19 protein-coding genes are annotated in these 23,163 nt (G+C 63.8%); 4 read left to right on the forward strand and 15 right to left on the reverse strand.

Going from position 1 to position 23,163, the window contains the following annotated elements:
* From PTE30175_RS27250 to PTE30175_RS27260, 3 genes are all read right to left on the reverse strand, one after another.
* The coding region (locus PTE30175_RS27250) for a transporter substrate-binding domain-containing protein (RefSeq protein WP_224789003.1) at nt 1-176 on the reverse strand (176 nt) is incomplete at its 3' end.
* 101 nt (nt 177-277) lie between these two features.
* The gene (gene argH, locus PTE30175_RS27255) at nt 278-1,672 is read right to left on the reverse strand and encodes an argininosuccinate lyase (protein WP_150700202.1); all 1,395 of its coding nucleotides are present in this window, start codon (nt 1,670-1,672) and stop codon (nt 278-280) included.
* Between the two features lie 96 nt (nt 1,673-1,768).
* Nucleotides 1,769-1,951 carry a hypothetical protein gene (locus PTE30175_RS27260; protein ID WP_150700203.1) on the reverse strand — a complete coding sequence of 61 codons (183 nt, stop codon included), beginning with the start codon at nt 1,949-1,951 and terminating at the stop codon, nt 1,769-1,771.
* Nucleotides 1,952-1,970: 19 nt separating this feature from the next.
* On the opposite strand from PTE30175_RS27260, the gene PTE30175_RS27265 reads away from it, so the two are divergent.
* Together PTE30175_RS27265 and ydiK are read left to right on the forward strand one after the other, a co-directional pair.
* Complete coding sequence (locus PTE30175_RS27265; RefSeq protein ID WP_150700204.1) at nt 1,971-3,602, forward strand: hypothetical protein; 1,632 nt, start codon at nt 1,971-1,973, stop codon at nt 3,600-3,602.
* Between the two features lie 102 nt (nt 3,603-3,704).
* Nucleotides 3,705-4,856 (forward strand): AI-2E family transporter YdiK, encoded by a 1,152-nt coding sequence (gene ydiK / locus PTE30175_RS27270; protein ID WP_150700205.1) that lies wholly within the window; start codon nt 3,705-3,707, stop codon nt 4,854-4,856.
* A 391-nt stretch (nt 4,857-5,247) separates the two neighbouring features.
* Here the strand turns inward: ydiK and fahA are convergent, their stop codons facing one another.
* Nucleotides 5,248-6,543: a fumarylacetoacetase gene (gene fahA, locus PTE30175_RS27275; RefSeq protein ID WP_150700206.1), complete on the reverse strand. Its 1,296-nt coding sequence runs from the start codon at nt 6,541-6,543 to the stop codon at nt 5,248-5,250.
* Nucleotides 6,544-6,571: 28 nt separating this feature from the next.
* Nucleotides 6,572-7,891, reverse strand: a complete 1,320-nt coding sequence (gene hmgA / locus PTE30175_RS27280) for a homogentisate 1,2-dioxygenase (protein WP_150700207.1) — start codon at nt 7,889-7,891, stop codon at nt 6,572-6,574.
* A gap of 213 nt (nt 7,892-8,104) precedes the next feature.
* Between hmgA and PTE30175_RS27285 the strand changes: the two genes are divergently transcribed.
* Nucleotides 8,105-9,010, forward strand: a complete 906-nt coding sequence (locus PTE30175_RS27285) for a LysR family transcriptional regulator (RefSeq protein ID WP_150700208.1) — start codon at nt 8,105-8,107, stop codon at nt 9,008-9,010.
* Between the two features lie 51 nt (nt 9,011-9,061).
* Here PTE30175_RS27285 and PTE30175_RS27290 read toward each other — a convergent pair whose 3' ends face one another.
* Nucleotides 9,062-10,681, reverse strand: coding sequence for an OpgD/OpgG family glucan biosynthesis protein (locus tag PTE30175_RS27290; RefSeq protein WP_150700209.1), 1,620 nt, complete (start codon nt 10,679-10,681; stop codon nt 9,062-9,064).
* 729 nt (nt 10,682-11,410) lie between these two features.
* Between PTE30175_RS27290 and PTE30175_RS27295 the strand changes: the two genes are divergently transcribed.
* The gene (locus tag PTE30175_RS27295) at nt 11,411-12,367 is read left to right on the forward strand and encodes a magnesium transporter (protein ID WP_150700210.1); all 957 of its coding nucleotides are present in this window, start codon (nt 11,411-11,413) and stop codon (nt 12,365-12,367) included.
* Between the two features lie 42 nt (nt 12,368-12,409).
* Here PTE30175_RS27295 and PTE30175_RS27300 read toward each other — a convergent pair whose 3' ends face one another.
* From PTE30175_RS27300 to PTE30175_RS27340, 9 genes are all read right to left on the reverse strand, one after another.
* Nucleotides 12,410-15,766 (reverse strand): ATP-binding protein, encoded by a 3,357-nt coding sequence (locus PTE30175_RS27300; RefSeq protein WP_150700211.1) that lies wholly within the window; start codon nt 15,764-15,766, stop codon nt 12,410-12,412.
* A 42-nt stretch (nt 15,767-15,808) separates the two neighbouring features.
* Nucleotides 15,809-16,465 carry a response regulator gene (locus tag PTE30175_RS27305; RefSeq protein WP_150700212.1) on the reverse strand — a complete coding sequence of 219 codons (657 nt, stop codon included), beginning with the start codon at nt 16,463-16,465 and terminating at the stop codon, nt 15,809-15,811.
* Between the two features lie 147 nt (nt 16,466-16,612).
* Nucleotides 16,613-17,089, reverse strand: a complete 477-nt coding sequence (locus PTE30175_RS27310; RefSeq protein ID WP_150700213.1) for a hypothetical protein — start codon at nt 17,087-17,089, stop codon at nt 16,613-16,615.
* 459 nt (nt 17,090-17,548) lie between these two features.
* The gene (locus PTE30175_RS27315) at nt 17,549-18,370 is read right to left on the reverse strand and encodes a sulfite exporter TauE/SafE family protein (protein WP_191629248.1); all 822 of its coding nucleotides are present in this window, start codon (nt 18,368-18,370) and stop codon (nt 17,549-17,551) included.
* Nucleotides 18,371-18,544: 174 nt separating this feature from the next.
* Nucleotides 18,545-19,732 (reverse strand): CaiB/BaiF CoA transferase family protein, encoded by a 1,188-nt coding sequence (locus PTE30175_RS27320; RefSeq protein ID WP_150700214.1) that lies wholly within the window; start codon nt 19,730-19,732, stop codon nt 18,545-18,547.
* Between the two features lie 185 nt (nt 19,733-19,917).
* On the reverse strand, nt 19,918-20,901 hold the full coding sequence (locus tag PTE30175_RS27325) for a magnesium and cobalt transport protein CorA (RefSeq protein ID WP_150700215.1): 984 nt from the start codon (nt 20,899-20,901) through the stop codon (nt 19,918-19,920).
* Nucleotides 20,902-21,093: 192 nt separating this feature from the next.
* Nucleotides 21,094-21,579 carry a DNA starvation/stationary phase protection protein Dps gene (gene dps / locus PTE30175_RS27330; RefSeq protein WP_150700216.1) on the reverse strand — a complete coding sequence of 162 codons (486 nt, stop codon included), beginning with the start codon at nt 21,577-21,579 and terminating at the stop codon, nt 21,094-21,096.
* Between the two features lie 193 nt (nt 21,580-21,772).
* Nucleotides 21,773-22,876, reverse strand: a complete 1,104-nt coding sequence (gene astA / locus PTE30175_RS27335) for an arginine N-succinyltransferase (protein ID WP_150700217.1) — start codon at nt 22,874-22,876, stop codon at nt 21,773-21,775.
* A gap of 44 nt (nt 22,877-22,920) precedes the next feature.
* Nucleotides 22,921-23,163: aminotransferase class III-fold pyridoxal phosphate-dependent enzyme (locus PTE30175_RS27340; RefSeq protein WP_150700218.1), on the reverse strand; the 243-nt coding region annotated here is incomplete at its 5' end.

Here is a 23,163-nt window from a genome sequence, read left to right on the forward strand (position 1 = left end):
CGGCCGATCGCCTTGATCACGTCGATGTCGAAACCGACCAGTTCCTTCTGGGCCGTTTCGAATTCGAACGGGCGGTATGTGCCACCGGAGCCGACCACGTAAGTCGGGGCGTCAGCGGCCTGCGACGCCGGCACCGCGGCCACGACTGAAACTAGCGTGACGGCAGCCATCGCCATGGAAAGGAAAGACTTGCGCATGATTTCTCCTGGGGGTAACGAATCGAATCGGTTGAACGAAGCCAACCAGTGAAGCACACCAACAAAACCGGACGACAGGCTCACGCCGCACCGAGCGCCGCCCGCGCATCGGCCACGGCCCGCAAGACCTGTGCAGGCGCTGTGCCGCCAACATGGTCACGCGCCCTGACCGAGCCGTCGACGGTCAATACGTCCGCGACGTCGGCCGCGAAGGCGGTAGAAAAGCCGTGCAACTCGTCGAGCGACAGCGACGCCAACGTCTTGCCGTGCGTGCTGGCATGCCGGACGACGGCTGCGACGACGTGGTGCGCGTCGCGAAACGGCAGCCCGCGGCGCACAAGATAGTCCGCCATATCGGTGGCCGTCGAGTAACCGGCATCTGCCGCGGCGCGCATGGCATCGGTCTGCGCTTGCACCGTGGGCAACATGGCGGCAAACACCCGCACGGCCGCACGCACGGTCTCCAGCGTGTCGATCAACGGCCGCTTCGACTCCTGGTTGTCCTTGTTGTAGGCCAGCGGCTGGCCCTTCATGAGCGCCAGCACCGCCGCGTGATTTCCCATGACGCGGGCCGCCTTGCCGCGCACCAGCTCTGCCAGATCGGGATTCTTCTTCTGCGGCATGATCGACGACCCCGTACAGAATGCGTCGCCGATCTCGATGAAACCCACCAGCGGCGTCGCCCAGAAAATCAATTCCTCGGACAATCGCGACAGGTGTCCCATCAGCATCGCGCCGGCATGGCAGATATCGGCAACGTAATCGCGATCGGATACCGCATCGAGCGAATTGCGGCTGACGTCGCGAAAACCCAGCCGCTGCGCCACGAATTGGCGGTCGATCGGATAGCCGGTACCTGCCAGCGCCGCCGCACCCAGCGGGAGTTCGTTCAGGCGTTCGCGGGCTTCGCCGAAGCGGGCGCGGTCCCGTTGCAGCATGGCGACGTAGGCCATCAGATGATGCCCAAACGTCACCGGCTGGGCCACCTGCAGATGGGTAAAGCCGGGCATGACCGTGTCCGCGTGACGCTCGGCCTGCGCCAGCAACACGCCGCATAGCGCGTCGATTTCGCCACGCAGGCCATCGAGCTGGCTACGCGCATACAGGCGCAGGTCAGTCGCGATTTGATCGTTGCGTGAGCGCGCCGTGTGCAGGCGTTTGCCCGCCTCGCCGACGAGCGCCGTCAGCCGATCCTCGATGTTCATGTGGACGTCTTCGAGCTCCACGCGCCAGACGAACCGGCCGGATTCGATTTCGGCACGAATCTGGTCCAGCCCGCGTTCGATGTCGGCCAGATCGCCATCCGACAGAACGCCCACATGGGCCAGCATCGCCGCGTGGGCAAGCGAGCCGTCGATATCGTGCATGGCGAGCTTGACGTCCTCGGCAAGGCATTGATGAAAATCAACGAAGCTATCTTCCGCAGCCACCGCAAACAAGGGTGACCAGGTTTTCTGAACGGCGTGGGACGGCATTTTTTTGTCTCCGGCAAGCAGATGCATTCGTCAGGTCGGCGCAGGGGATGCCGCACCTCGAGTTCGAACGAAGCTTAGGAGCAAAAAAATAAGGTGTCAGTAAGGTTCGACGGGGATGTCGCAATCCTGAAAGCGATTGTCTGAAATCTGGAAATTTGCCTGTTTGAGGTTGTCGGCGCGACTGGCCGCCCGACCGCGTGACATTGACGGAAACGCGCGCTGCATTTTCCGTTTCTTGCCGCAATTCGATCGGAATTTGCCCAATTTGGTGTCGAACATTGTCTCGAAACACCGGTAGGTGCGTTGCTGCACCTGCAGCAATCGGGCTAGGATTGCTCACACGACCCAGCGGCTGCCAAGGCACCGTTTCGGCGTTCCCCAAACGTTTTCGACAAAGGAGGCATGGCCCGCGACCCCCGGCCCGGGTTTTTTATCGATGCTAGCATCAAGCCATTTCGCAAGTTTCCGCAAATCCACCGCGCAAGGCGCTTCCGCCCTCGAGTCCAACCGACGGCAAGATCTCGAGATTGGCATCGAACTCAAGCAGGTGAGCCAGGCTCCGCCCCCAGGAAGCCCGACGGATGAGGGGTACGCATCGAATTCGCCCTCACTAAAAAGTTCGGTGTCATCACCTGATTCACCCGATCTCGCTTTTGACATCGAGGCAGTGCTTCCCTCCGCCTCGCAAATCAGGACCACGCGGAACGATTCGAAATGGCGTAAGGGGCAGACGCCCGCCACGGATACCTCGCCCCTGGCGGCACGGGCTGCACTCGCCCGAGCAATTTACACCCCATTTGGGGGTAGGGATGCGGTCGCGCAAGACAGGCGTCTGCAGCAATATCTCGACGACATGACGCAAACGCTCTCGAATGCAGCCGTCAGTGCCAAAACATTCAACGAGAAATTGGACGTGCTTGTTCGCCAGGAACGCGACGCACTCACGGTGAGCAACTACGTGAAAGGCGCGCTGAAGGCAGTGCCGTTCTTCGTCGGAACCTATCTGTCCACGCTCATTTCGGAAGCGCCAGATGCCATTACGCCCACGCTCCAAAGCCTGACACTGATGGCGACAGAGTTGGTATTGGGGACCTTGATCGAGCAACTGATCACCTGCGTGCCGGCGCACGTCGGCGTCAGGCCCGCGCCTGCACAAGGGACCGGCACCCGGCCCGACTGCGTCCCCAGCGCATTGCGTACCATCTCCTGTGCGGTGATGTCGCTCTCCTTCTGGTACGGCGCAGTGCGCAACGGGCTGCGCATTGCTGCCGAAGCCGTCCTCGTGTATTGGGGCACGACTCCCGAGCACCTCCGCCGCGCCCATCTGGTGTTCGACGGCTTATTCGGGATCAGCGCCGCCGGTCCCGGCCACCATATGACAACGAAGCGCCAGGAATTCGACGAGGCACGGTGCCGCCGCCACCTGATAACGCGACAGAATTTCATCGATACGCTACTGGTTACGCCCCCGAAGCCCCTGAGCGACCGATGGCTCGATGGCGTGGTTTCCGTGCCCCGAAGCATCCTTGCGAACCTCCCAAAGCCGGCGATCACACTGCCAACGCTGGCGCTATCGGCAGGATTTACGGGACTGGGGCCCGCGCACGCGTATCTCGTTCAATTATCCGGCGCCACCCAACAGGACAGCACTTACGCCGAATGCATGAGGAACGCGCTGCAGATGCCGCCGTTGGCGCTCGTATACGCGATGATCGGCCTCGGGTTGGGCGTGGGACGTCACTACGAATATCATCAGCAGTCCTTGCTGCGGGACGTGTGCACAGTCCTGACGATGCCTTTGCGGCCGCTGCAGTACGTTTGGAACGCCTTTTACCCAGCCACGCCTTGCGTCGCCAGTCACATCCCGCCCGCGCCGGTGCCGGCGATCAGTCCCGGCGTGCCGAATCCGGCATTTTGCGCAAGTGTCTGACGTCGGCCGGACAAGTCCGGCCGCGTTTCCATGAGATACCGCTCATGCTACGATCCCTCGGTACAGGCGCGCGCCTGCGCCGCCTGCCCTCTGGAGCCTGTAATGCTAGCCAATACGCCGAGCGAACTCGCCCGCAACCTGCTGATCATCCTGGTCCTGAGCCTGCTGATGATCGGCACCCTCTGGGTATTGCTCCCGTTTCTGCCCGCGCTGATCTGGGCCGCCACGATCGTCGTGGCGACGTGGCCGTTGCTGATCGGATTGCAACGCCGCATGTGGGGCCGCCGTTGGCTCGCGACGACGGTGCTGATCATCGCCATGCTGATCATCGTGGTCGCGCCGTTGGCCGCGGCCATCGTCACACTCATCAGCCACGCCTCCAACATCAGCGACCAGGTGCAGACCATCGGTCAGCGCGGCCTGCCGTTGCCGCCGGACTGGCTCGCCGGCATTCCCGTGATCGGCCACCGCGCAAGTGAAGAGTGGCAAGCGCTGGCGGCCGCAGGTCCCGGCAGCCTGGTGTCGCGCGTCCAGCCGTACGCCGTCAAGGCCGCCACCTGGGGATTCGCGCGGCTCGGCTCGGTCGGCATCCTGTTCGTCCATCTGGCGCTCACGCTGGTCATTACAGGCATCCTGTTCATGCAGGGCGAGCGCGCGGTGAAAGCGCTGATCCGCACCGCGCGCCGTTTGGGCGGCGATCGTGGAGAAGAGGTCGTGCGCCTGGCGGGCCAATCGATCCGCGCCGTCGCGCTCGGCATCATCGTCACCGCAGTGACCCAATCGCTTCTGGGCGGCGCAGGCCTGTGGCTGACGGGGGTGCCGCTGTCCGGCTTCCTGACCGCCTTGATGCTGGTGCTGTGCATTGCGCAGATCGGCCCGTTCCCGGTCCTGCTTTGCAGCGTGGCGTGGCTCTACTGGCAAGGCAGTCCGACCCTTGCGACCCTGTTGCTGGTGCTGTCGCTGTTCATCGGCATGCTCGACAACATCATGCGCCCGATGCTGATCCGCCGCGGTGCGGATTTGCCGATGATCCTGATTCTCGCGGGGGTCCTCGGCGGCATGCTGGCGTTCGGGATTGTCGGCCTGTTCGTCGGCCCGGTGATTCTCGCCGTCACTTACACCTTGCTCACGGCGTGGATCGACGACGGGCTGAGCGACACGCAGCGCCCCGGTACGCGAACAGGCGCTTCGGGTGGCGCCGCGCCGGCGGCACCGGCTGCACGCGGCGACACGCCCTCGGAGCGCCAAAGGTAAGGCGCCCGGCGCCGCGCCATTTTTCGGATTCCTTCACCTTTGCCCGCCCGCCGGCCTGTGCGTAAATGACGGCTCGTCATTCATTTGCGAATCCAGACATGCCGACACCCAATCCGACACCGAGATCGACCCTGCCGCCTGACGCCGCACCCCCAAAAGAAAAGGCGCGGCGCCCGAAACCTCGGGTGCCGCGCCGTGCGCGACTGGGCGATCCACCGCTGCTCAAGCGCGAAGGCGACCAACTGGTCTACACCACCATGCCTTGCCGGTTGCGCATGCCGTGGGTACCGCCCTCAGCGTGCTTCTGGCGCACATGGCCCGTGTAGCGAATTCCGCGTGAGGCCATCCCCACCTTGACGTGAACAGGCCCCGGGCGCCGGCAGCCCTCGGCTCAACGCGCCTTGGCGGGCAGGATTTTCCCGCTGACTTCGCCGAAGCCGACGCGGTAACCGTTGCCTTGGCACCAGCCGAGCATGCTGACGGTGTCGCCGTCTTCGATGAAGCCGCGCGTGCCGCCGCCGGCCAGCGTCAGCGGCTGCTTGCCGTTCCATGTCAGCTCGAGCATGCTGCCGAACGATTCGGGTGTCGGGCCGCTGATGGTGCCCGAACCCATGAGGTCACCGACGCGCACGTTGCATCCCGAGACCGTGTGATGGGCCAGTTGCTGCGCCATGCTCCAGTACATATGACGGAAGTTGGTACGGCAGATCGTCGTGGGCGTCGCGTCGCCTTCCGCTTGCAGCCGCACTTCGAGTTCCACGTCAAAGGCATGCGCGGCGCCGTCGGTCAGGTAAGACAGCGGCGCCGGGTTCTGTTCCGGTCCCGCGACGCGGAACGGCTCGAGCGCTTCCATCGTCACGATCCACGGCGAGATGGAGGTACCGAACGTCTTGGCGTTGAATGGGCCGAGCGGCACGTATTCCCATTGCTGCAGGTCGCGGGCGCTCCAATCGTTCAACACCACCATGCCGAAGATCGCATCCTCGGCGTGGGCCACGTCGATCGACTCGCCGAGCGCCGTATTGCGGCCAACGATAAACGCCGTCTCGAGTTCGAAATCGAGTTTGCGGCACGCTTCGAGCACCGGGCGCGCGGCATCGGGCAACTTGATCTGTCCGTTCGGACGATGGATCGGCGTACCGCTGACCACGACGGAACTTGCCCGGCCGTTGTAACCAATGGGAATTTCGAGCCAATTCGGCAAAAGCGCGTTGGCCGGATCGCGGAACATGCTGCCGACGTTCGTTGCATGCTCCTTCGAGGAATAGAAGTCGGTATAGCCGGGCACATCGACCGGCAGATGCAACGACACCTCGGACAACGGCACCAGCGCGGCGGCGCGCAACGCTGCGTTATCGCGCAACTTGGCGTCGCCAGCGTCGAGCAACTGCGTCAGACGTGCGCGCGTGGCACGCCAGGCATCGCGTCCGAGCGCAATAAAGGCGTTCAGGCCGGGTTGATCGAACACGCGCGAAGCGGCTGACGGCGTCAGTACGCCGGCGGCCTCGAGCGCGGCGAGATCGAGCACTTGATCGCCGATCGCCACGCCGACACGCGGCTGCGGGTGCGCGGCCGTGCTGAATACCCCATACGGCAGATTTTGCAGCGGGAAGTCGGTAACGCCCGTGTTGGCCGAAGCGACCCAGCTTTGCGCGATGGCGGTCTTGACCGATGAAGATTGCGACATTCGGATTCCTCTCTTGCTTCGCGCCGGCTTACTGCTGGTGCGGATTGAAATGCTTCTGCAGGCCTTGCCAGCAGGTGTAATAGTCGTGTTGCAACTGCTTCGTCTCCAACGCGAAACGCGTCGGACGAATCAATGCAGGGGTCTCGAACATGAAGGCCATCGTGGCGTCGACCTTGTGCGGCTGGCTCGTATCGCCGGCCGATGCCTTTTCAAACGTGTCGGCATCGGGACCATGCCCCGTCATGCAATTGTGCAGACTGGCGCCGCCCGGCACGAAACCTTCGGCCTTGGCGTCGTACACGCCGTGGATCAGGCCCATGAACTCGCTTGCGACGTTGCGATGGAACCAGGGCGGACGGAAGGTGTTTTCCGCAGCCAGCCAACGCGGCGGGAAAATGACGAAATCGATGCTGTCGACGCCCGGCGTGTTGCTCTGCGATTGCAGCACGAGAAAGATCGACGGGTCCGGATGGTCGAAGCTGATCGACCCGATCGTGTTGAAATGACGCAGATCGTATTTGTACGGCGCATAGTTGCCGTGCCATGCCACCACATCGAGCGGCGAATGATCGATCTCGGCGTGCCACATCGCGCCGCCGAACTTGGCGATCAATTCGAAATTCCCCTCGACATCCTCATACGCGGCGACCGGCGTCAGGAAATCGCGCGGATTGGCCAAGCCGTTCGAACCGATGGGGCCGAGATCCGGCAGGCGGAAGAGCGCGCCGTAGTTCTCGCAAACATAACCGCGCGCTTTACCGTCGAGCAGCTCGACACGAAAACGCACGCCACGCGGGATGACCACGACCTCGTGCGGCTCGGCATCGATCACGCCCATTTCGGTGGCGAGGCGCAAACGCCCCTGTTGCGGCACGATCAGCAGTTCGCCGTCGGCATCATAGAAGTAGCGGCCCGTCATCGAACGATTCGCCGCGTACAGGTGAATGCCACAGCCGACCTGCGCGTCCGGGCTGCCATTGCCGGCCATCGTCACCATGCCTTCGACGAAATCGGTCGGCTGCGCCGGCATCGCGAGCGGATCCCAGCGCATCTGATTCGGCGGCGTCGGGACTTCGTCGAAGCGGCTCAACCAACGCGGCAGGGCAAACTCGGCGAACGGCTTGTGCACGGCCGCCGGGCGAATCCGGTACACCCACGAGCGGCGATTATGTCCCCGCGGCGCCGTAAATGCCGTACCCGACAATTGCTCCGCGTACAGACCGTACGGGGCACGTTGCGGCGAATTCCGGCCAACGGGCAGCGCACCGGGCAGCGCCTCGGTGGCGAACTCGTTGGCGAAGCCCGTCAGGTACGCCAGGCCTCCCGGTTGCTGATCAGCGTAACGCATACTTGTTCCCTTGATGTAACCCTGCCGAATGCTCTGCACGACGTCGACGGCCGAGATCCGTGATCGATCGGACTGTCGGACGACGTGCCTCCTGCAACGAATTTTGCGACACTCGACCAAATTTTGCGATATAAATACGTAAATCAATACTATTCATAATGCAAATATTACGCCGCGTCGGGTGCGGTTGCATGAAAAGGACAGGCGTCAGCCATGATCAACTTACGCGATATCGATCTGAACCTGCTGGTTGTCTTTCATGCAGTGTTACAGCACCGGAGCATCTCGCGCGCTGCGCGAGAGTTGGGGTTGTCGCAACCGGCGGTCAGCAACGCGTTGGGGCGCCTGCGCCAGACGTTCGACGACGAACTCCTGACGCGCACGGGCGCCGGAATGCAACCGACGCCGTTCGCCGAAGCGCTGGCCGAACCGGTTGCTGCCGCGCTATCGGGCCTGCTACAGGCGGTGAATCATCGAGAGGAATTCGATCCGGCGCAGAGCTCACGGCAATTCACGCTGGCGATGACGGACGTCGGCGAGGTGTACTTCATGCCAACGCTGATCGACCTGTGCGCACAGCTTGCGCCAAATGTGCGGCTGGTGACGATGCGGGTCCAAATGCCCGAGTTGAAGGAAGCGATGGCGGCGGGCCGCGTCGATCTCGCGGTCGGCGCATTCGACGACCTGACGGGATCGTATTATCAGCGGCGCCTGTTTCGCCAGCAGTACGTGAGCATGTTCCGGGCGGGCCATGCGCTGGACACCGCGCACGTAAGCCTCGCGGCGTTCCAGGCCGCGCGCCACCTGTTCGTGTCGACGGCCGACAATCCGTACGCCAGCGTCAATCAGGCGCTTGAGCAAGCCGGCGTCGGCGCGGCGTCCCACTTCTGGGTGCCGCACTTCATCGCGGTGCCGTATATCGTGAGCGCGAACGACCTCGTCGTGACGGTGCCGCAGAAATTTGCGGAACGGGCGGCCGCCCCGTTTGGCTTGCGATTCATCAAGCCGCCGATCCGTTTGCCCGCCCTGCAGACAAACATTTTCTGGCACCGCCGTTACCACCAGGATGCCGGCAATCAGTGGTTACGGCAGCTGATCTCCGAGCACTTCCTCGAGTGAGCATGATGCCCGCCGCCGGCGATCGTCGATGCGGCCGCCGGCAGACCGTCGTCAGGCGCCGTAGACCGTACGGGTCTTGAACGGGTGGTATTGAAACAACCAGGTTTCGCTGAGCGCCTGCTCCTTCAACCGCAGATGGAGCCGAATGTCGACGGGCTCGTCGCCGTCCGCCGTCAAATCGAATTGGGCGCGCCAGTGCCCGGCCACGCCGTTCGGCACGGCTTCGGTGAACACATACGAGAACTTCCCCCGCGACGATGAAAGCACCGCCTCCGGTTTCACACCGAACGGCAGCTTCGCCAGCGGCCCGCCCTTGAATTCGACCATGAACTTGCGCACACCCTGCGGGCGGGGCTGCCCTGGTTGGCCGCCGTTGCCGAGCCGCGTCGCGACACAGCGCGCCAGTGGCGAGGGATACGGTTCGTCCGCCAGCCAATGCAGACGGTATTTCAAGTGATACGCGTTGCCTGCGCGGGCCGGCGCCTTCGCCACCCACATGGCCACGACGTTGTCGTGAATTTCGTCGTCCGTCGGAATCTCCACCAGTTGCACAGCGCCCTCGCCCCACCCTTCGAGCGGCTCGACCCACAAGCTGGGCCGGCGCTCGTAGTTGACACCGTCCTGATAGTGGTCGAAATTGCGATCGCGCTGCAGCAAGCCGAACCCTTTGGGATTGCGGTCGCTGAATGCAGAAGCCGTGGTATGCGGCGGATTGTTCAACGGCCGCCAGATATGCTCGCCCGCGCCGTTCCAGATGGCGAGACCGTCGGAGTCATGCACTTCCGGACGCCAGTCGGCGCCCGTCGCCTTGACGGTTTCCGAGAACCAGTACATCGACGTCGCGGGCGCAATGCCGAGCCTGCCGACATCCCTGCGCAGGAACAATGCCGAATCGACGTCCATGATCACGCCCTTGCCGCGTTGCATCACAAAACGGTAGGCCCCGCTGATGCTAGGGCCGTCGAGCAGCGCGTGCACAATGACCGTATCGGCCTTGCCGCGAGGCGTCTCGAAGTAGAACTGCGTGAAGTTCGGAAACTCTTCCGGCTTGCCGGCCTGGGCGACATCGATGGCGATGCCGCGCGCCGACAGGCCATATTGATAAAGGTCGCCGATGGCGCGGAAATACGACGCACCGAGAAACGCAACCCAGTCATTCTTGCGCCAATCGCGAGTGTGCGGGTCGCCGTTGCGGCTTTCCTGAAAGCGGAATCCCGCGAAGCCGCTGCCAGCCGGCAGTTGATGCGCGGGACTGTCGGCGGGCATGTCGAAATAGCGCTCGTCGTAGATGATCTCCTGCGCGGACAGTTTGCCCGCGGCGCCATCGACGACAAACATGTGCACCGGTGCCTGAAAGAACCGGCCCAAATGGAAGAAGGTGACGGGGAACTGGCCCGGTCCGTCGGCGAACAAGGCGTAATCGGTGTTGAACCGGATCTTGCCGTGCGCCTCATAGTCAATTTTTTCAAGGATTTCGCGCGGCGGCGTGGGCGCCGGCGCGTATGGCTGCTGTGCCATCGCGCGGGCGCGCTCGACCAGGGCGTCGTAGGAAAATGGCGCCGCGGCGCCCAGCTTGACGCGGCGCGCCGCCATGGCCGACGGCGTGATGCCCAGCGCAGCGAGTGCCACGGAAGCCGTGGCCGAAGTCAGGAATGTGCGACGTTTTACCATGTGCTCTCGAGAGTTCTGAGGAAGCGGCCGCACAGCAGGGGCGCGGCGGAAAATCAATGCTAGCACGTGTGACTCGCGTAATCGTCCCGTGTTCCCGGACCTGCCGGCGATCCCGCGCAGGCACCGCCCACGACTGGGCACGTCGCCGGGAAATATCCGATTCACCGTGAAGCAAGGAACTGTACCGATTTTCGCGCATCAGAACCGCGAACCGATGCCATCCGCGTGAACGACGCGATCGCGTGTGCGCCTCGATACGATGTCGCGCTATCGACTGCAGCCGCAGCGTCAGCGCGACGTGCCTATCCACGTTTCAAGGAGATTCGCCATGGAATCCGCCACTGACGGCAGTCCTTCGCAGGCGGGACGAGGCGACGGACCTCCGGCATCCTGAATTTCACGCGCACGGATCCTTCCCTCCAGATCCGCAAAGCGCCGGATCGCGCGTCCACCGCGTAACGTTCACCGAGACCGGCATTTACCCGTCTCGTTTCGCCTGCCCTCCCCACCCATACGCTTTCGATCGGGCATCGCGAGCGTGACATGCGCGCGCACGTATGTGCCGGCGCATGTCGCGGCGCCCCCCTTCGATTCACGCATTCATTGATTTTCCGTTGAACGGAACGTTTGCCAGTGCCGGCGACGACATGTCACGCGCCCGCGCCGACGACGGGGTGTGGCGTGCTCGCCGGCGCGATCCACGGCGTACGTCCGTATGGAGTTTTCTGCATGACCATTCACGCAACCCCGTTGCAACCCGCTCGCCTGCAGTCTTTGATCCAGCGCGCCGATCATCCGTCCGTCGCCCAAATGCTCGGCGATCTCTCCGCGTCCGCCGTGGCGGGTCTGCTGACGTCGCTGACGGCCGGCGAAGCCGCTTCCGCGCTCAAGACATTACCGCGCGCCCGCCAGATATCGGCGTTTCTGGCCTTGCCGCCGGACTGGCGCTTCACGCTGGCGCGCACCCTCGACCGCGCCTCGCTGATCAACCTGATTGCAAGCATGTCGTCGGAAGCCCGCGACCAGTTGCTGCAACAATTCGACGACGCCCTGGATGTGGCCACGGACGTACCGGCCCAGGAAGCCGCGCGCGACTTTCGCGGCCAGGGCGGCATCACGCAGGTGTTCGGCAGCGTGCGCGACGCCTCGACGTTCTCGCTGTATCGCGCGCGTGTCGTCTGGCTCGTGTTGCTCGTTTTCGGCAATCTGTTTTCCGGGGCCGGCATCGCGGTATTCCAGGAAACGCTCGAGGCCACCATCGCGCTCGTGTTCTTCCTGCCATTGCTGGTGGATTCGGGCGGCAATGCCGGCTCGCAAGCCGCCACGCTCATGGTGCGTGCGCTATCGACGCGCGACGTCCGCCTGTCCGACTGGGGCCGGCTCGCGGGCCGCGACTTCCTCGTATCGCTTGGGCTCGGCTTGACGATGGCGTTCGCGGTTTCGCTTCCGGGGTTCTATCGTGGCGGGGCCGAGCTGGCGCTCGTGGTCGCGTTGTCGATGATCATCATTGTCGTATTCGCCAGCCTTATCGGCCTGTCGATCCCGTTCTTGCTCATGCGCTTCAAGCGTGACCCTACGGTAGCCAGCGCCCCGTTGATCACCTCGATCGTCGATGCGGTAGGTGTGCTGATCTACTTCTCGATCGCCACGGCAATTCTCCATCCGTCGGCCGTCGCGCCGGCCTGACGGGGGATACCGATGACGGCAGGACGATGTCCTGCCGTCATCTCAGGCGGCCACGCCATGTCCCCGACGGCGCAGCCAGTCGGTCCACGCTGCCTCGAGCGCCGTGAAGGCGCCTTCCATCTGGGCGCGCGACGCGTGTGGCGCGCAATGCTCCAGTTGCGCGGCAAACTCTGCCATCCCGCTCAGACCAAACGCCATGAACCCGCCCCGCAGCCGGTGCGCGCAGTGCCGCAAGTGCGCCCGATCCTCCGCGGCGATGGCGATACGGCATTGATCGAGATCGGCGTCCGAAATGACAACGAACGAATCAAGCAAATCCGCGCTCGGCGATGTCCCGATTTCGAACGTCGCGTCGGGCGTCCGTTCCGTCGGCCGGTCCAGCGGCAACATGTCGTTCAGCGCGGGAAACCGCGCCTGCAAGGCATCGACCGCGCGGGCTAACCCACCTGCATCGACCGGCTTGTATAGCACCGCGTCGAACGGCGTGCCCGGCTCTTTGTCCGCGGGGAGCGTGACGTCCGCCGTCACGACGATCACTGGAATGTCGGGCGCGCGCCGCTTCAACTGCACCGCCAGTTCGCGGCCCGAGAGATGGGGCATGTTGGCGTCCGTCATCACAAGCATGTGAGACGCCTCATCGAAGGCATCAAGCGCCTCGCGCGGATCGTGATAGCAGTCCACGACGGCGCCAAGAACTTCAAGTTGACGCGTGAGCAACATGCCGCTGATCGGATGGTCGTCGACGACCAGCACATACCACCCGCCCATGGGCTGTTCACTGGCGTCGGGCGGCTCGCCCGCCTGCACGCCCTCGACGGGCAAGCCGTCCACGGCGCCGGCGCCCGGACCGCGAAGCATCCGCAGTGTGTCGGTCTGTTGCAGCAGCGCAAGGTTGTGCGGCCATGCCATGGCCGGGCGCGTTCGGCGGTCAATCGGCGTGGGGCGCAGCAGATACACGTGGTCGTGCATCATGCCGCGAATGGGCCACTCGTCGCCGAACAACAGCAGTCCGTCGTCGTCGGAAAGCCCTCGACCGCCAGTCCATGCCGTGGGCGATGCATAGCGCACCGGAACGAATCCTGCATGACGCACCAGCGCTTCAAGGAACCACTCGCGGCGCGGATATTCGGTCATGAATCCAAAGGTACGCACGCCTTGCGCGACAGGCAGAATACGCGGCACGTTCACCGCGTGCGCCCACGGCAGCTGCAATACGAAATGCAGTGACGTACCGCGCCCCGATTCGCTTTCGACCGCGATGGCGCCGCCCAGCATTTCGACAAACTGGCGCGATATCGCCAGCCCCAGGCCCGTGCCGTGCTGCATCCCCTGACCCGCCGCAATTTTGCCAAACGGCTGGAACAGGTCCGGCAAATCGTGCGCATCGATGCCGATACCGCTGTCGCTGACGCGAAATTCAACGTCGCAGCCGTTATCGCGTATCGACATGACCCGCGCGCTGAAAGCCACATGGCCGGCCGGCGTGAACTTGATGGCATTGCCAACGAGATTGGTGATGACCTGCCCCAGGCGCGACGCATCCGTGTGCACCGCGTGCGCCAGCGCCGGATCGATCATCCAGTCGAGCGTCAACCCCTGAAGACGCGCACGCCCCGTAAACGACAATCCGACCGACTCCAGTTCCTTGAGCAATACGCAGTCGCGCGGATTCAGCTCGAAGCGGTCGACTTGAATGCGCGAATAGTCGAGCAAGTCGTTGATGAGATCCAGCAGGTTGCGTGTCGAACTTTCCATCACGTCGACGTAATACCGCTTCTCGTCGTCAAGCGCCTGCTTGCCGAGCAATTCCAGAGACGCAAGGGTGCCATAGAGCGGCGTGCGCATCTCGTGGCTCACCGTGGCGAGAAATCCGTCCTTGGCCTTGTTGGCGCTTTCCGCCGCAAGCCGCGCCTTGCGCTGCTCAAGCTCGAAGCGCCGCTGCTCGGTGACGTCCGACACGATGCCGATCAGCACCGGTCGTTCACGAAACACCGCGTCAACGAGATTGACAGCGTAATGACGCTCCCCGTCAGCGTCGGCAGCACTGACAAAGCGGTGAATCGGCCGTGCGGCGACGCCGCTGCTCAGTTGCCGGTAGACACGCAGCAACTCGCCGTCGCTCATTTGTCGAATCAGGTCGACCGTGCCGATGTAGCACGGATTCGCCATGACCACGGAGGGCCCGATCGGGTCGATGATCGCCATGCCGACCGGCGCGGCCTCAATAAGGGTGCGCGTGAACGCGTCGCGCTCGATCAACGCCGCCGTACGCGCTTGCGCAGGCTCGATGATCCGTTGGCGCAAATGCCGTGTCGCCGCCCACACGCCGCAGGCATACAGGAGCAACAGGAGCGTGGCGCCGGCCAGCATCGGACCGTTGTCGCGCAACAGCTTGAGGTTGTCGATGGAATACAGGACATACCATGGATTCGTCGGCAAATGCCGTTCGAAAGTGACACGGGCATGATCGACACTGATCCGCATCAAGGCACTGCCGAACAGCGGCAGATTCACCAGCGGCGTGCTTGGATGCGCCTGACGCAACGCCGGATCGCCCGACCCGGCCAACACGTTGCCTTCGTCGCTCACGAGCAGCAGCGATTCACCGGCACGCGCCGTCGCACGCACTTCGTTCGGGACGATCTTGTCGGGCACGACGTTGGAACCGACGAAGAGAATGACCCGCCCGGCGGGGTCGCGCACGGGAACAAAGCTCGTGACGGTCGATAACCCCGTGTGCGGGTGTGTGTAGGCACGGGTCCAGTAGGGCCCATCCTTGGCGTCGCTCTTTTCCGGAAACACCGCCTGCAATTGCGCGACCAGATGCTTGAGCCCCTGGTCGATTTCCGCGGCGGACAGCCGGCCACGCCCGAGGACCGGACGAAATGCGGCGAAATCTCCTTCCGGCGTCACAACGAAGGCGTCGTCGACGATATCGAAATCCCAGAAATCGGCGTCGAACAACATGAAGCGCGCGGTCAACAGGGCCAATTGGCTGGCACGCGCAGCGCCAATCGGCGCGCGCTTGACCATCTCGAACTCAGGGTCCCATGCCACGCCGGGCACCACGCGCGCGGTGCCGACCGGCATCTTCGACAACTCGGGCAACAGGCGTTCGACGATCGGTGCGGTCCGCACATGTTCCGCTTGCGACCCCAGCAGCGTATCGATCGCGACATTTCTCGCCTGCTGCGAGAACAGCTCCTGATAGCCGATTTCGCGCGCCAACGCCGCGTACAAAGCCTCCGTCTTCTGCCCCCCATGCCACAGCGCCCCGAACAGCGAATACGAGACGATCGCCGCCCATAGCGCGAGACCGAACAGCAGCGCCAGCACGCCTCCGGTACGCAGCAGCCGGCCGGCGATCGCGATATCGCGCGTGATTGGGGTTTGCATCATCGGTGGCCGGCTGCCACGATCGATCCGGCGGACGGCACTCGGTCAGCCCTCGGATTCACGCGTCAGTTCGAGCGGGCTCGACGCATGCAGCTGGAACAGCTCCATGTCGTTACGGCAGCCGAGCTTGGCCATCGCCATGCGCTTCTGATTGTTGATGGTCTTCGCCGAACGGCGCAAGGTTTCCGCGATCTCGGAGACGTTATGCCCGCACAGGTACATACGAAGCACTTCCATTTCCTTCGGCGACAGCGGGCGACGGCTTTGCGGTTTGCGACGCGCCTGATCGTCGAGAATCTGCTCGGCCCGGCCGCCGAGGTAACGCATCCCGCGACGTACGCGCTCGACGGCCACGGTGATTTCGCGCACGTCGTCGCATTTCGTCAATACGCCCAGCACGCCCGAATCGTTCAGTGCATGGATGATCGCCGGTTGTTCCATGGCCGTGAAGACAATGATCTTGATGTCCGGATACAGACGGCGCACGCGCTTGACCATGCCGAGTCCGTCGCCGAACACGCCACCGGGCATCGTGTAGTCGGTAATCAGCACATCGACCGATTGCGTCTCCAATGCCTTGAACAGATCCGTCGAGTCGACAACCGGCGGATAGACGTGAAAGCCGGGGTCCGGCGAGAGCATTTCACGCAGCGTCTGCGCCACGATCGGGTGATCGTCCGCAATCAGAATTTTGACCATCATGGTAATTTAGGGCCCTTTGCAAAAGAGTTCGCCGCTGTGTGCCGCACAGCTTGCGCACAACGGCTACCAAGGGAAATGTGCGTTCACAAACGCACACACGGTCGCCTTGACCGTGCACTCAGTGTCGCCGCCCGCCCCGTTCGGGCATCAGGCCGGCGCTTTCCGCGCGGCGTCGACCGCAGTCCACGCCGAACAGCTCTTGTAACCGGCGAGGCGCTGTTCGCCTGCCCCGGTTACAGGTTTGATGCAGTAGCGCACGCGAACGCCCCGCAAACTTGCCGGCGGCACGAACTCGCGCGCATGCCCAACCAGTCGGATACGCGTGGCGCCGGCCGCCGCTTCCCAACCGTGCACGCTGTCCGATTCGGGCCAATCGGCCATCCAGCGGTATGTGCCGGTCACCGGCTCGCCGACGGTCGGGTTGTGGCTCATGTTGACCATGGCGGCTACCGGCCGCAATCGCGCCTGCACTTCTGCCGGCGCAGCCGCATTGGCGCTCGCGCGCTGCAGCGTCGCCGTGCTGTCGGGCACCGGCGGCGCCACGAGGACAAGCGGTGGCGCACCGCGCTCGCTACAACCGGCCAATCCAGCCAACGCCGTACCCATCACGGCGATAATCGCCATTCGATGCCCTGCTGTTTTCAAACCATCCTATCCTTTGTGACTCCGCACTTTCTTCCGCATCGCGCCGCACTTCGTGAAAATGCGTCTGCAACCGCCTGAAATATAGGAGAAATCTAGAAAGTTGTGCCAACTTGTGCCGATTTTTAGGAAACTACCCAAATAAACGGAAGGTAACCCTAGGACGTTTCCCATCCGATCGAGAACAAAGCGCGAATGGACGCGCCATACGCTGTGGACGGATGCGAAAAATGCAGTTACGTCGGCGTGCGTACATGATCCCGTCTCGAGGTTGGACGCTATTCATGGACCGCAGCACGCGGGAAAGATTCAGGATGCGCGTGCAAGCACGACAAATTCCGGCGAGGAATCGGAAAACCGTGACATCACGGCGTCGACAGCGGGGCGCGCCGGTGTGACCGAGTCCGGCGCGGCGCGATGGAGCAAAACGAGGGGCCGGTATCAGGCGCCGACAGCCTTGTCGAGCATGCCCAGCGCCACGACAAACATCAGGATGGCGAAAAGTTGTTGCAGCCGCGATGCCGGCAGATGTGGCGCGATGCGCCGCCCGCCGATCATGCCGGCGATCGCACCCGCCACGAACGTCCAGCCGACGTTGCCCGGGTGCATGCCATGCCACCAGGCGTTGGCGACCGTGCCCGCCGCGATGAGTGCGATCACGAACAACGACGTCGCAACAATGCCATGCACGGTGATATCGGAGTAGCGCCTGAGCGCCGGGACGATCACAAAGCCCCCGCCGACGCCCAGCAGGCCGGACGCGAATCCTGACACTGCGCCGATGGCGCCGAGCGTCGCCGCGACGCGCTGCGTCCAGTGAAGGCGCCCGGTGGCCGGATCGAGCCGGCACGGCGGCAACGCTGCCGGGATTTCCGACGATGCGCCGCCGCGCGATCCAAGATACATGCGCGTGGCGACCACAATCATCGCCGCGGCGAACAGGCCGACGAGCCAGGGTTCAGGCAAGCGATGCGCGGCAAAAGTGCCCAGCGGCGCCATCGCCACGCCGATGGCCGCCATCAGGGCTGCGGCGCGGTAGCGCACCAGTCCCGCGCGCAACCCTTGCGCACTGCCTACCGCCGCACTCGCGCCGACGGCCAGCAACGCGACAGGCCCCGCCTGCGGGACACCCCAACCCAATCCGAAGACCAACGCCGGAACCGCAAAAATGCCGCCGCCGGCGCCGGTCAGCCCGAGTACCACGCCGACGGCCCCGCCCAGAAGTGCCGCCAGTAACGTCGGGTCCAATGTCTGAAAAATCATGGTTGATGGCCGTCAAGCAAGGAGGTTATCACTCAAATCACATTAAGTAATAAGCTTATGACGGATAATTATATAGGATTTTTTTCAGAACGCCCATGCGCGCCTGAGCAAAAAAAAAGCGGCGGCCGTTGCGCAGGCCGCCGCTCAGTTGTGTAACGGGTGGCTAGGGCCGGTTCACGAAGACGATCCCGTATCGGCGCTGCGCGTTGCAATTTCGGCAAACACATCGTCGTTGTGCTCGCCGCGCGCAGGCGGACGCAGGCGAATTTCGGGCGCCGTGCCGTTGAATCGCAGGGGCGAGCCGAACGTCTGGGTAGTGCCGCCGGACGGCAGTTCCAGCGAGCGGACCCATCCCATGTAGGCCACTTGGGGATCTGTCAGGGCCTGTGAATACATGCTGATCGGCGCGCACGGCACCCCTGCCGCCCGCAGGCGGGCAAGCCACACGGCTGCGTCGTCGTGGGCGAACACGCCTTCAAGCTCCTCGCGGAGGATGCCCTGGTGACGGGCGCGATCCGACGCATTCGAAAAACGTGGATCGCCCAACAAATCGACGCGATGCACCACTGCGCAAGCCGCACGCCATCCGGCGGTGTTGTCCGTGGCCATGCTGAAGAAGCCGTCGCGCGCCCGGAACGTCGGATACGGCGTCGTGCGTGCGCCTGAACGGGCGCCGGGTGCAGAAGCCGCAGGCGCTTCCGCTACGTTCGCAACGGCGGCCGGTTGGCGCAGCGACGCGATCGCAAGGGTCGCGCCAAGCATCGGCACGTCGACGTGCGCCCCGCGCGCGGTCCGTTCAGCTTCACGCAACGCCGAGACTACCGCGAAGGCGGCATACAGGCCGGCCGAGAAATCGGCCAGCGGTACGTCGCATGGCAGATCGTGACGATGCGCGTGCCCCGAATCGTGCGGCGGCAACCCCGGCATCGACGGCGCCAGGACCGCCCGCAGCGCATGAACCGTCAGGTCGTGCGCGCCGTCCTGCGCGCGCGGTCCGTCCTGACCGAACGCCGAAATGGACGCGTAGACCAGCGCCGGGTGAACGGCGTTCAATGCCTCGAAGCCCAGTCCCTGCCCCGCGAGGAGGCCCGGCCGGAAGCTTTCGATGAGGACGTGAGCGTCGCGCACCAGTGCATGCGCGCGGTGACGGTCGTCAGGCAATGTCAGGTCAAGTGTGACGGAACGTTTGTTGCGATGCAGCGTCGTGAGCGTGTCGTCGTGTGCGTGCCCGGTCAATGCGCCCGGCGGGGCATCGACCGTGACAACATCCGCGCCCATGTCTGCAAGGAGCATGCCGCAGTATGCGCCCGCCGTGCCGTGGCAAAACTCGATGACGCGAATCCCCGTAAGTGGTGTGTTCAAGATCTGACCCTTTATTATGGTTCTGGGTGACGGAGACCTTCCGGAGTCTTCGCAGAAGTCACGGCCGTCTGATGCGGCGTTGACGCATTCTAGAGCAGTTTCTCTACGCCGTCCGGGGCAGCCAAAAAAACCGTCCCCCGACCGGCAGAACACGTTGGCGAGCCCGATATTGGCGTGAGCAGGCCCTAGAGCCAGCCGATCTTCCGGAACCGCCAGAAAAGGAAGATGTCGATCGCGACCATGGACACGATACATATCGGATAGCCGTACGGGAACTTCAACTCAGGGATGTCGCTGAAGTTCATGCCGTAGATGCCGGCAATCATCGTTGGCACCGCAAACAGTGCGGCGAACGCCCCCAGACGCTTTGTCGTCTCGTTCTCGGCGAGCGAAATCATCCCGAGGTTGACCTGAATCGCCGTATTCACCATTTCGCGCAGCAGATCAATGTTTCTCACAATGCGCTGCAAATGGTCGTACACGTCGCGGAAATACTCCTGCATGCCGCCACAGAGCTTCGGCGCCACCGCACCGAACAGTTTGCTGACCGACTCCATAAGCGGTACGCACGCATGCTGCAAGGTCACCAGCCGGCGTTTCAAACCATACAGATCCTCGATGATCAGGCGGCCCTTCGAGGTGTTGGTCGGCTGGAAGATGTGCGCTTCGATAGCTTCGAGTTCCGCCTCCAGCACATCGAACAAGGGGAAATAACGGTCGACCACGCTGTCCATCAACGCGTACAGGACGAAGACCGGACCCTGGCGCAGCAGATGCGGCTCGCGCTCGCACCTTGCGCGAACGTCCGCAAAACCGCGCTCCGAGTGTTGGCGCACCGACAGCACATAGTTATGCCCCGCGAAGATCGCAACTTCGCCGGTGTTGAGTTCTCCGTCGCCGTCTGCGTCCTCCTCGATGACGTGGAGGACCGTGAAGAGCGAGTCGCCGTAGGTTTCGATCTTGGGGCGCTGGTGCCCGTGGCGCGCGTCTTCGACGGCCAATTCGTGCAGCCGGAATTGGTGTTGCAGGGCCGACAATTCGCCCGGCCCCGGGTCCTTGAGCGCGACCCATACAAAGCAGCCCGGGCGGGCGAGGTATCGGCCGATTTCGTCCGGCGTGATATCGGCAATCTTGCGGCCGTCTTCATATGCCGCGCAGTTCACTAGCATTGGCGTCCTGTTCTCACGTGCTTGTCTACCGTACCCCCGTCACGCAAGCCGGAAAGCGCCGGTTACGCTTGCAGCGGCAGGCGGATGTGCCAAACGCGGGCAACATCATCGATCGGGCCGTGTGCACGTGCGTGCACGCCTTCGTAAAGCACAAACCGGCGCAACGCCGGCTGGCACGCTTGGCAGCGAGGCTCACTCCCCGCGCAGGTGCGCTTCGACCTTCCAGAGATATTCGTCGACGCCGCGCGAGACCTCCGTGAACAGATCGGCCGTGGTGGCGTCGCCGATCTCATCCGCCTTGTCGATCAAGCCACGCACAATCTCCCCATAACTGGCCAGCGTCTCCGCAAGCATCGAGGCGTGATCAAGGCCGCGCTTGAACTCGTTCTTGTACTGCGCGAGTTCCGTCTTCGCTGCCACCGTCTGCACACGGCCGTCGGCCACGCCGCCAAGCGCAACCAACCGTTCGGCGCACAGATCGGACCATTCAGTCGCTGCCTCGAAGACCTCGTCGAACAGCAAGTGCAGTGCGATGAAGCTCGGCCCGTGCACGTTCCAGTGCGCCTGCTTGGCCTGCCGCTGAACGTCGATGCCGTTGATGAGCCCCCGGTTCAGCATATTGACCGACTCGATACGAATTTTTTCGGACAAGGTGTTGCGGGTAGGATTAAGAGCCATTTGACACTCCTGACGTCAGGCGGCCGGAGGGCCGCCGAGGAACTGGCCGTGACAAGGCGAACCTGCCGCCTCGCCCGGCGGCGAAAGCGATGCTGGAGCGATGCCCCGCACTGGCGCCGCATCAAGTGGCCATTCTAGAGACGGCCTTGGGCCCGGATCAAGTGAAATATGCGCGAACGCATACCCCCGCCGTTCAGTCCTGCATCGGCGCCTGAGGCTTGAGCGCGAGCACCTGGACACGGTCCCCGCCGGTAACGCCAAGCGCGTTCGCGACGGCTGGCGAAAGCGGCATGGCGTCATCCGCCGGCGCGCCGCTGACCAGCGTCGCACGAAACGAAGCGAGGCCGAGTGTGGCGATCAAATAGGGCTCGCCATCGTGTACCGCGTCGGGCGAGATGACCACGGGCAAATAGCGGCTTTCACGCGCCGCGCGCAGGTCGGCGACGCGGGCCTCGAGCACCGGGCCGCTGTCGAAGATGTCAACGTGCGAGCCGGCTCGCAGGCCTTCCTGTTCGAGCATGCGACGCGCGGGCAAGGTGTCCCTGTGCGTAACCCCGATCGCGGCTTGCGCTTCGGCCGACAGGAAATCGGCGTAGATCGGATATTTCGGCATCAGTTCCGCGACAAACGACTTCTTGCCGATGGACGTCAGGTAATCGGCCTGATCGAAGTCGATCTTGAAAAAGTTCTGACCGAGCGAACGCCAGAACGGGCTGTGGCCTTCGTCGTCGAAATAGCCGCGCAACTCCGCGCACACGTGCGAGCTGAAGCGTTCCGGAAATTGTGCGAGAAAAAGAAAGCGCGCCTTGGACAGCAGCGCGCCGTTGCCGTGTCCCCGCCAAGCGGGGTCGAGCAGCAGGGAGCATAGTTCGCTGTTGCCGGTGAGATCGTTCGACAACGACAGGGTCAGCATGCGCGACCAGACATTCAGCTCGCGGCTCGCATGGACGATCGTGTCCTTGCGGTAGGTGTAGAACGGCTGATCCAGGCCGACGGCGGCCTCGATGCCGCAAACACCCGCGACGGCGCCCGTGGACGCATCTTCCATGACGAACAGATAGCCCTGCTCCGCCGTCGGCGCCCGGTCTTCGAGCGTCGCCCGGACACGTGCAAGGCGCGCGCGCAGCGAAGCTTCGTCGGGCTTGAACGACGTCAGGCCCGGCCCGGCTTGCGCCGCGAGCGCAAGCAGCGCGGGCAGGTCGTTTTCGTTCGCGAGCCGGACCACGCGCGGTGATGCGCAGGCAGCGGGCGCCGCAGGGCCCGCCGCCGCGGGCCGTGTACGTTCCGGCGCGTTCATGCGGCGCGGCATCAGGTCACGGCCCTGTGAGCGCGTCGCGATGCTCAGGCCGCCTTCGCAGTCGCACAGACCGCAGCCACGGCCTTGTCGAGTGCCGCGAGACCCGCATCGATGTCAGATTCCGGAATGTTCAGCGGCGGCGCGAAGCGAACTACGTCGGGGCCTGCCACCAACACCATCAGACCGGCCTTCTCGGCTTCGGTCACGACGTCCTTGGCCTTGCCCGCATAGGCCGGCTTGAGCACCGCGCCGAGCAGCAGGCCCAGGCCGCGGATCTCCTCGAACAC

The organism is Pandoraea terrae (genome assembly GCF_902459695.1).
Taxonomy (GTDB): domain Bacteria; phylum Pseudomonadota; class Gammaproteobacteria; order Burkholderiales; family Burkholderiaceae; genus Pandoraea; species Pandoraea terrae.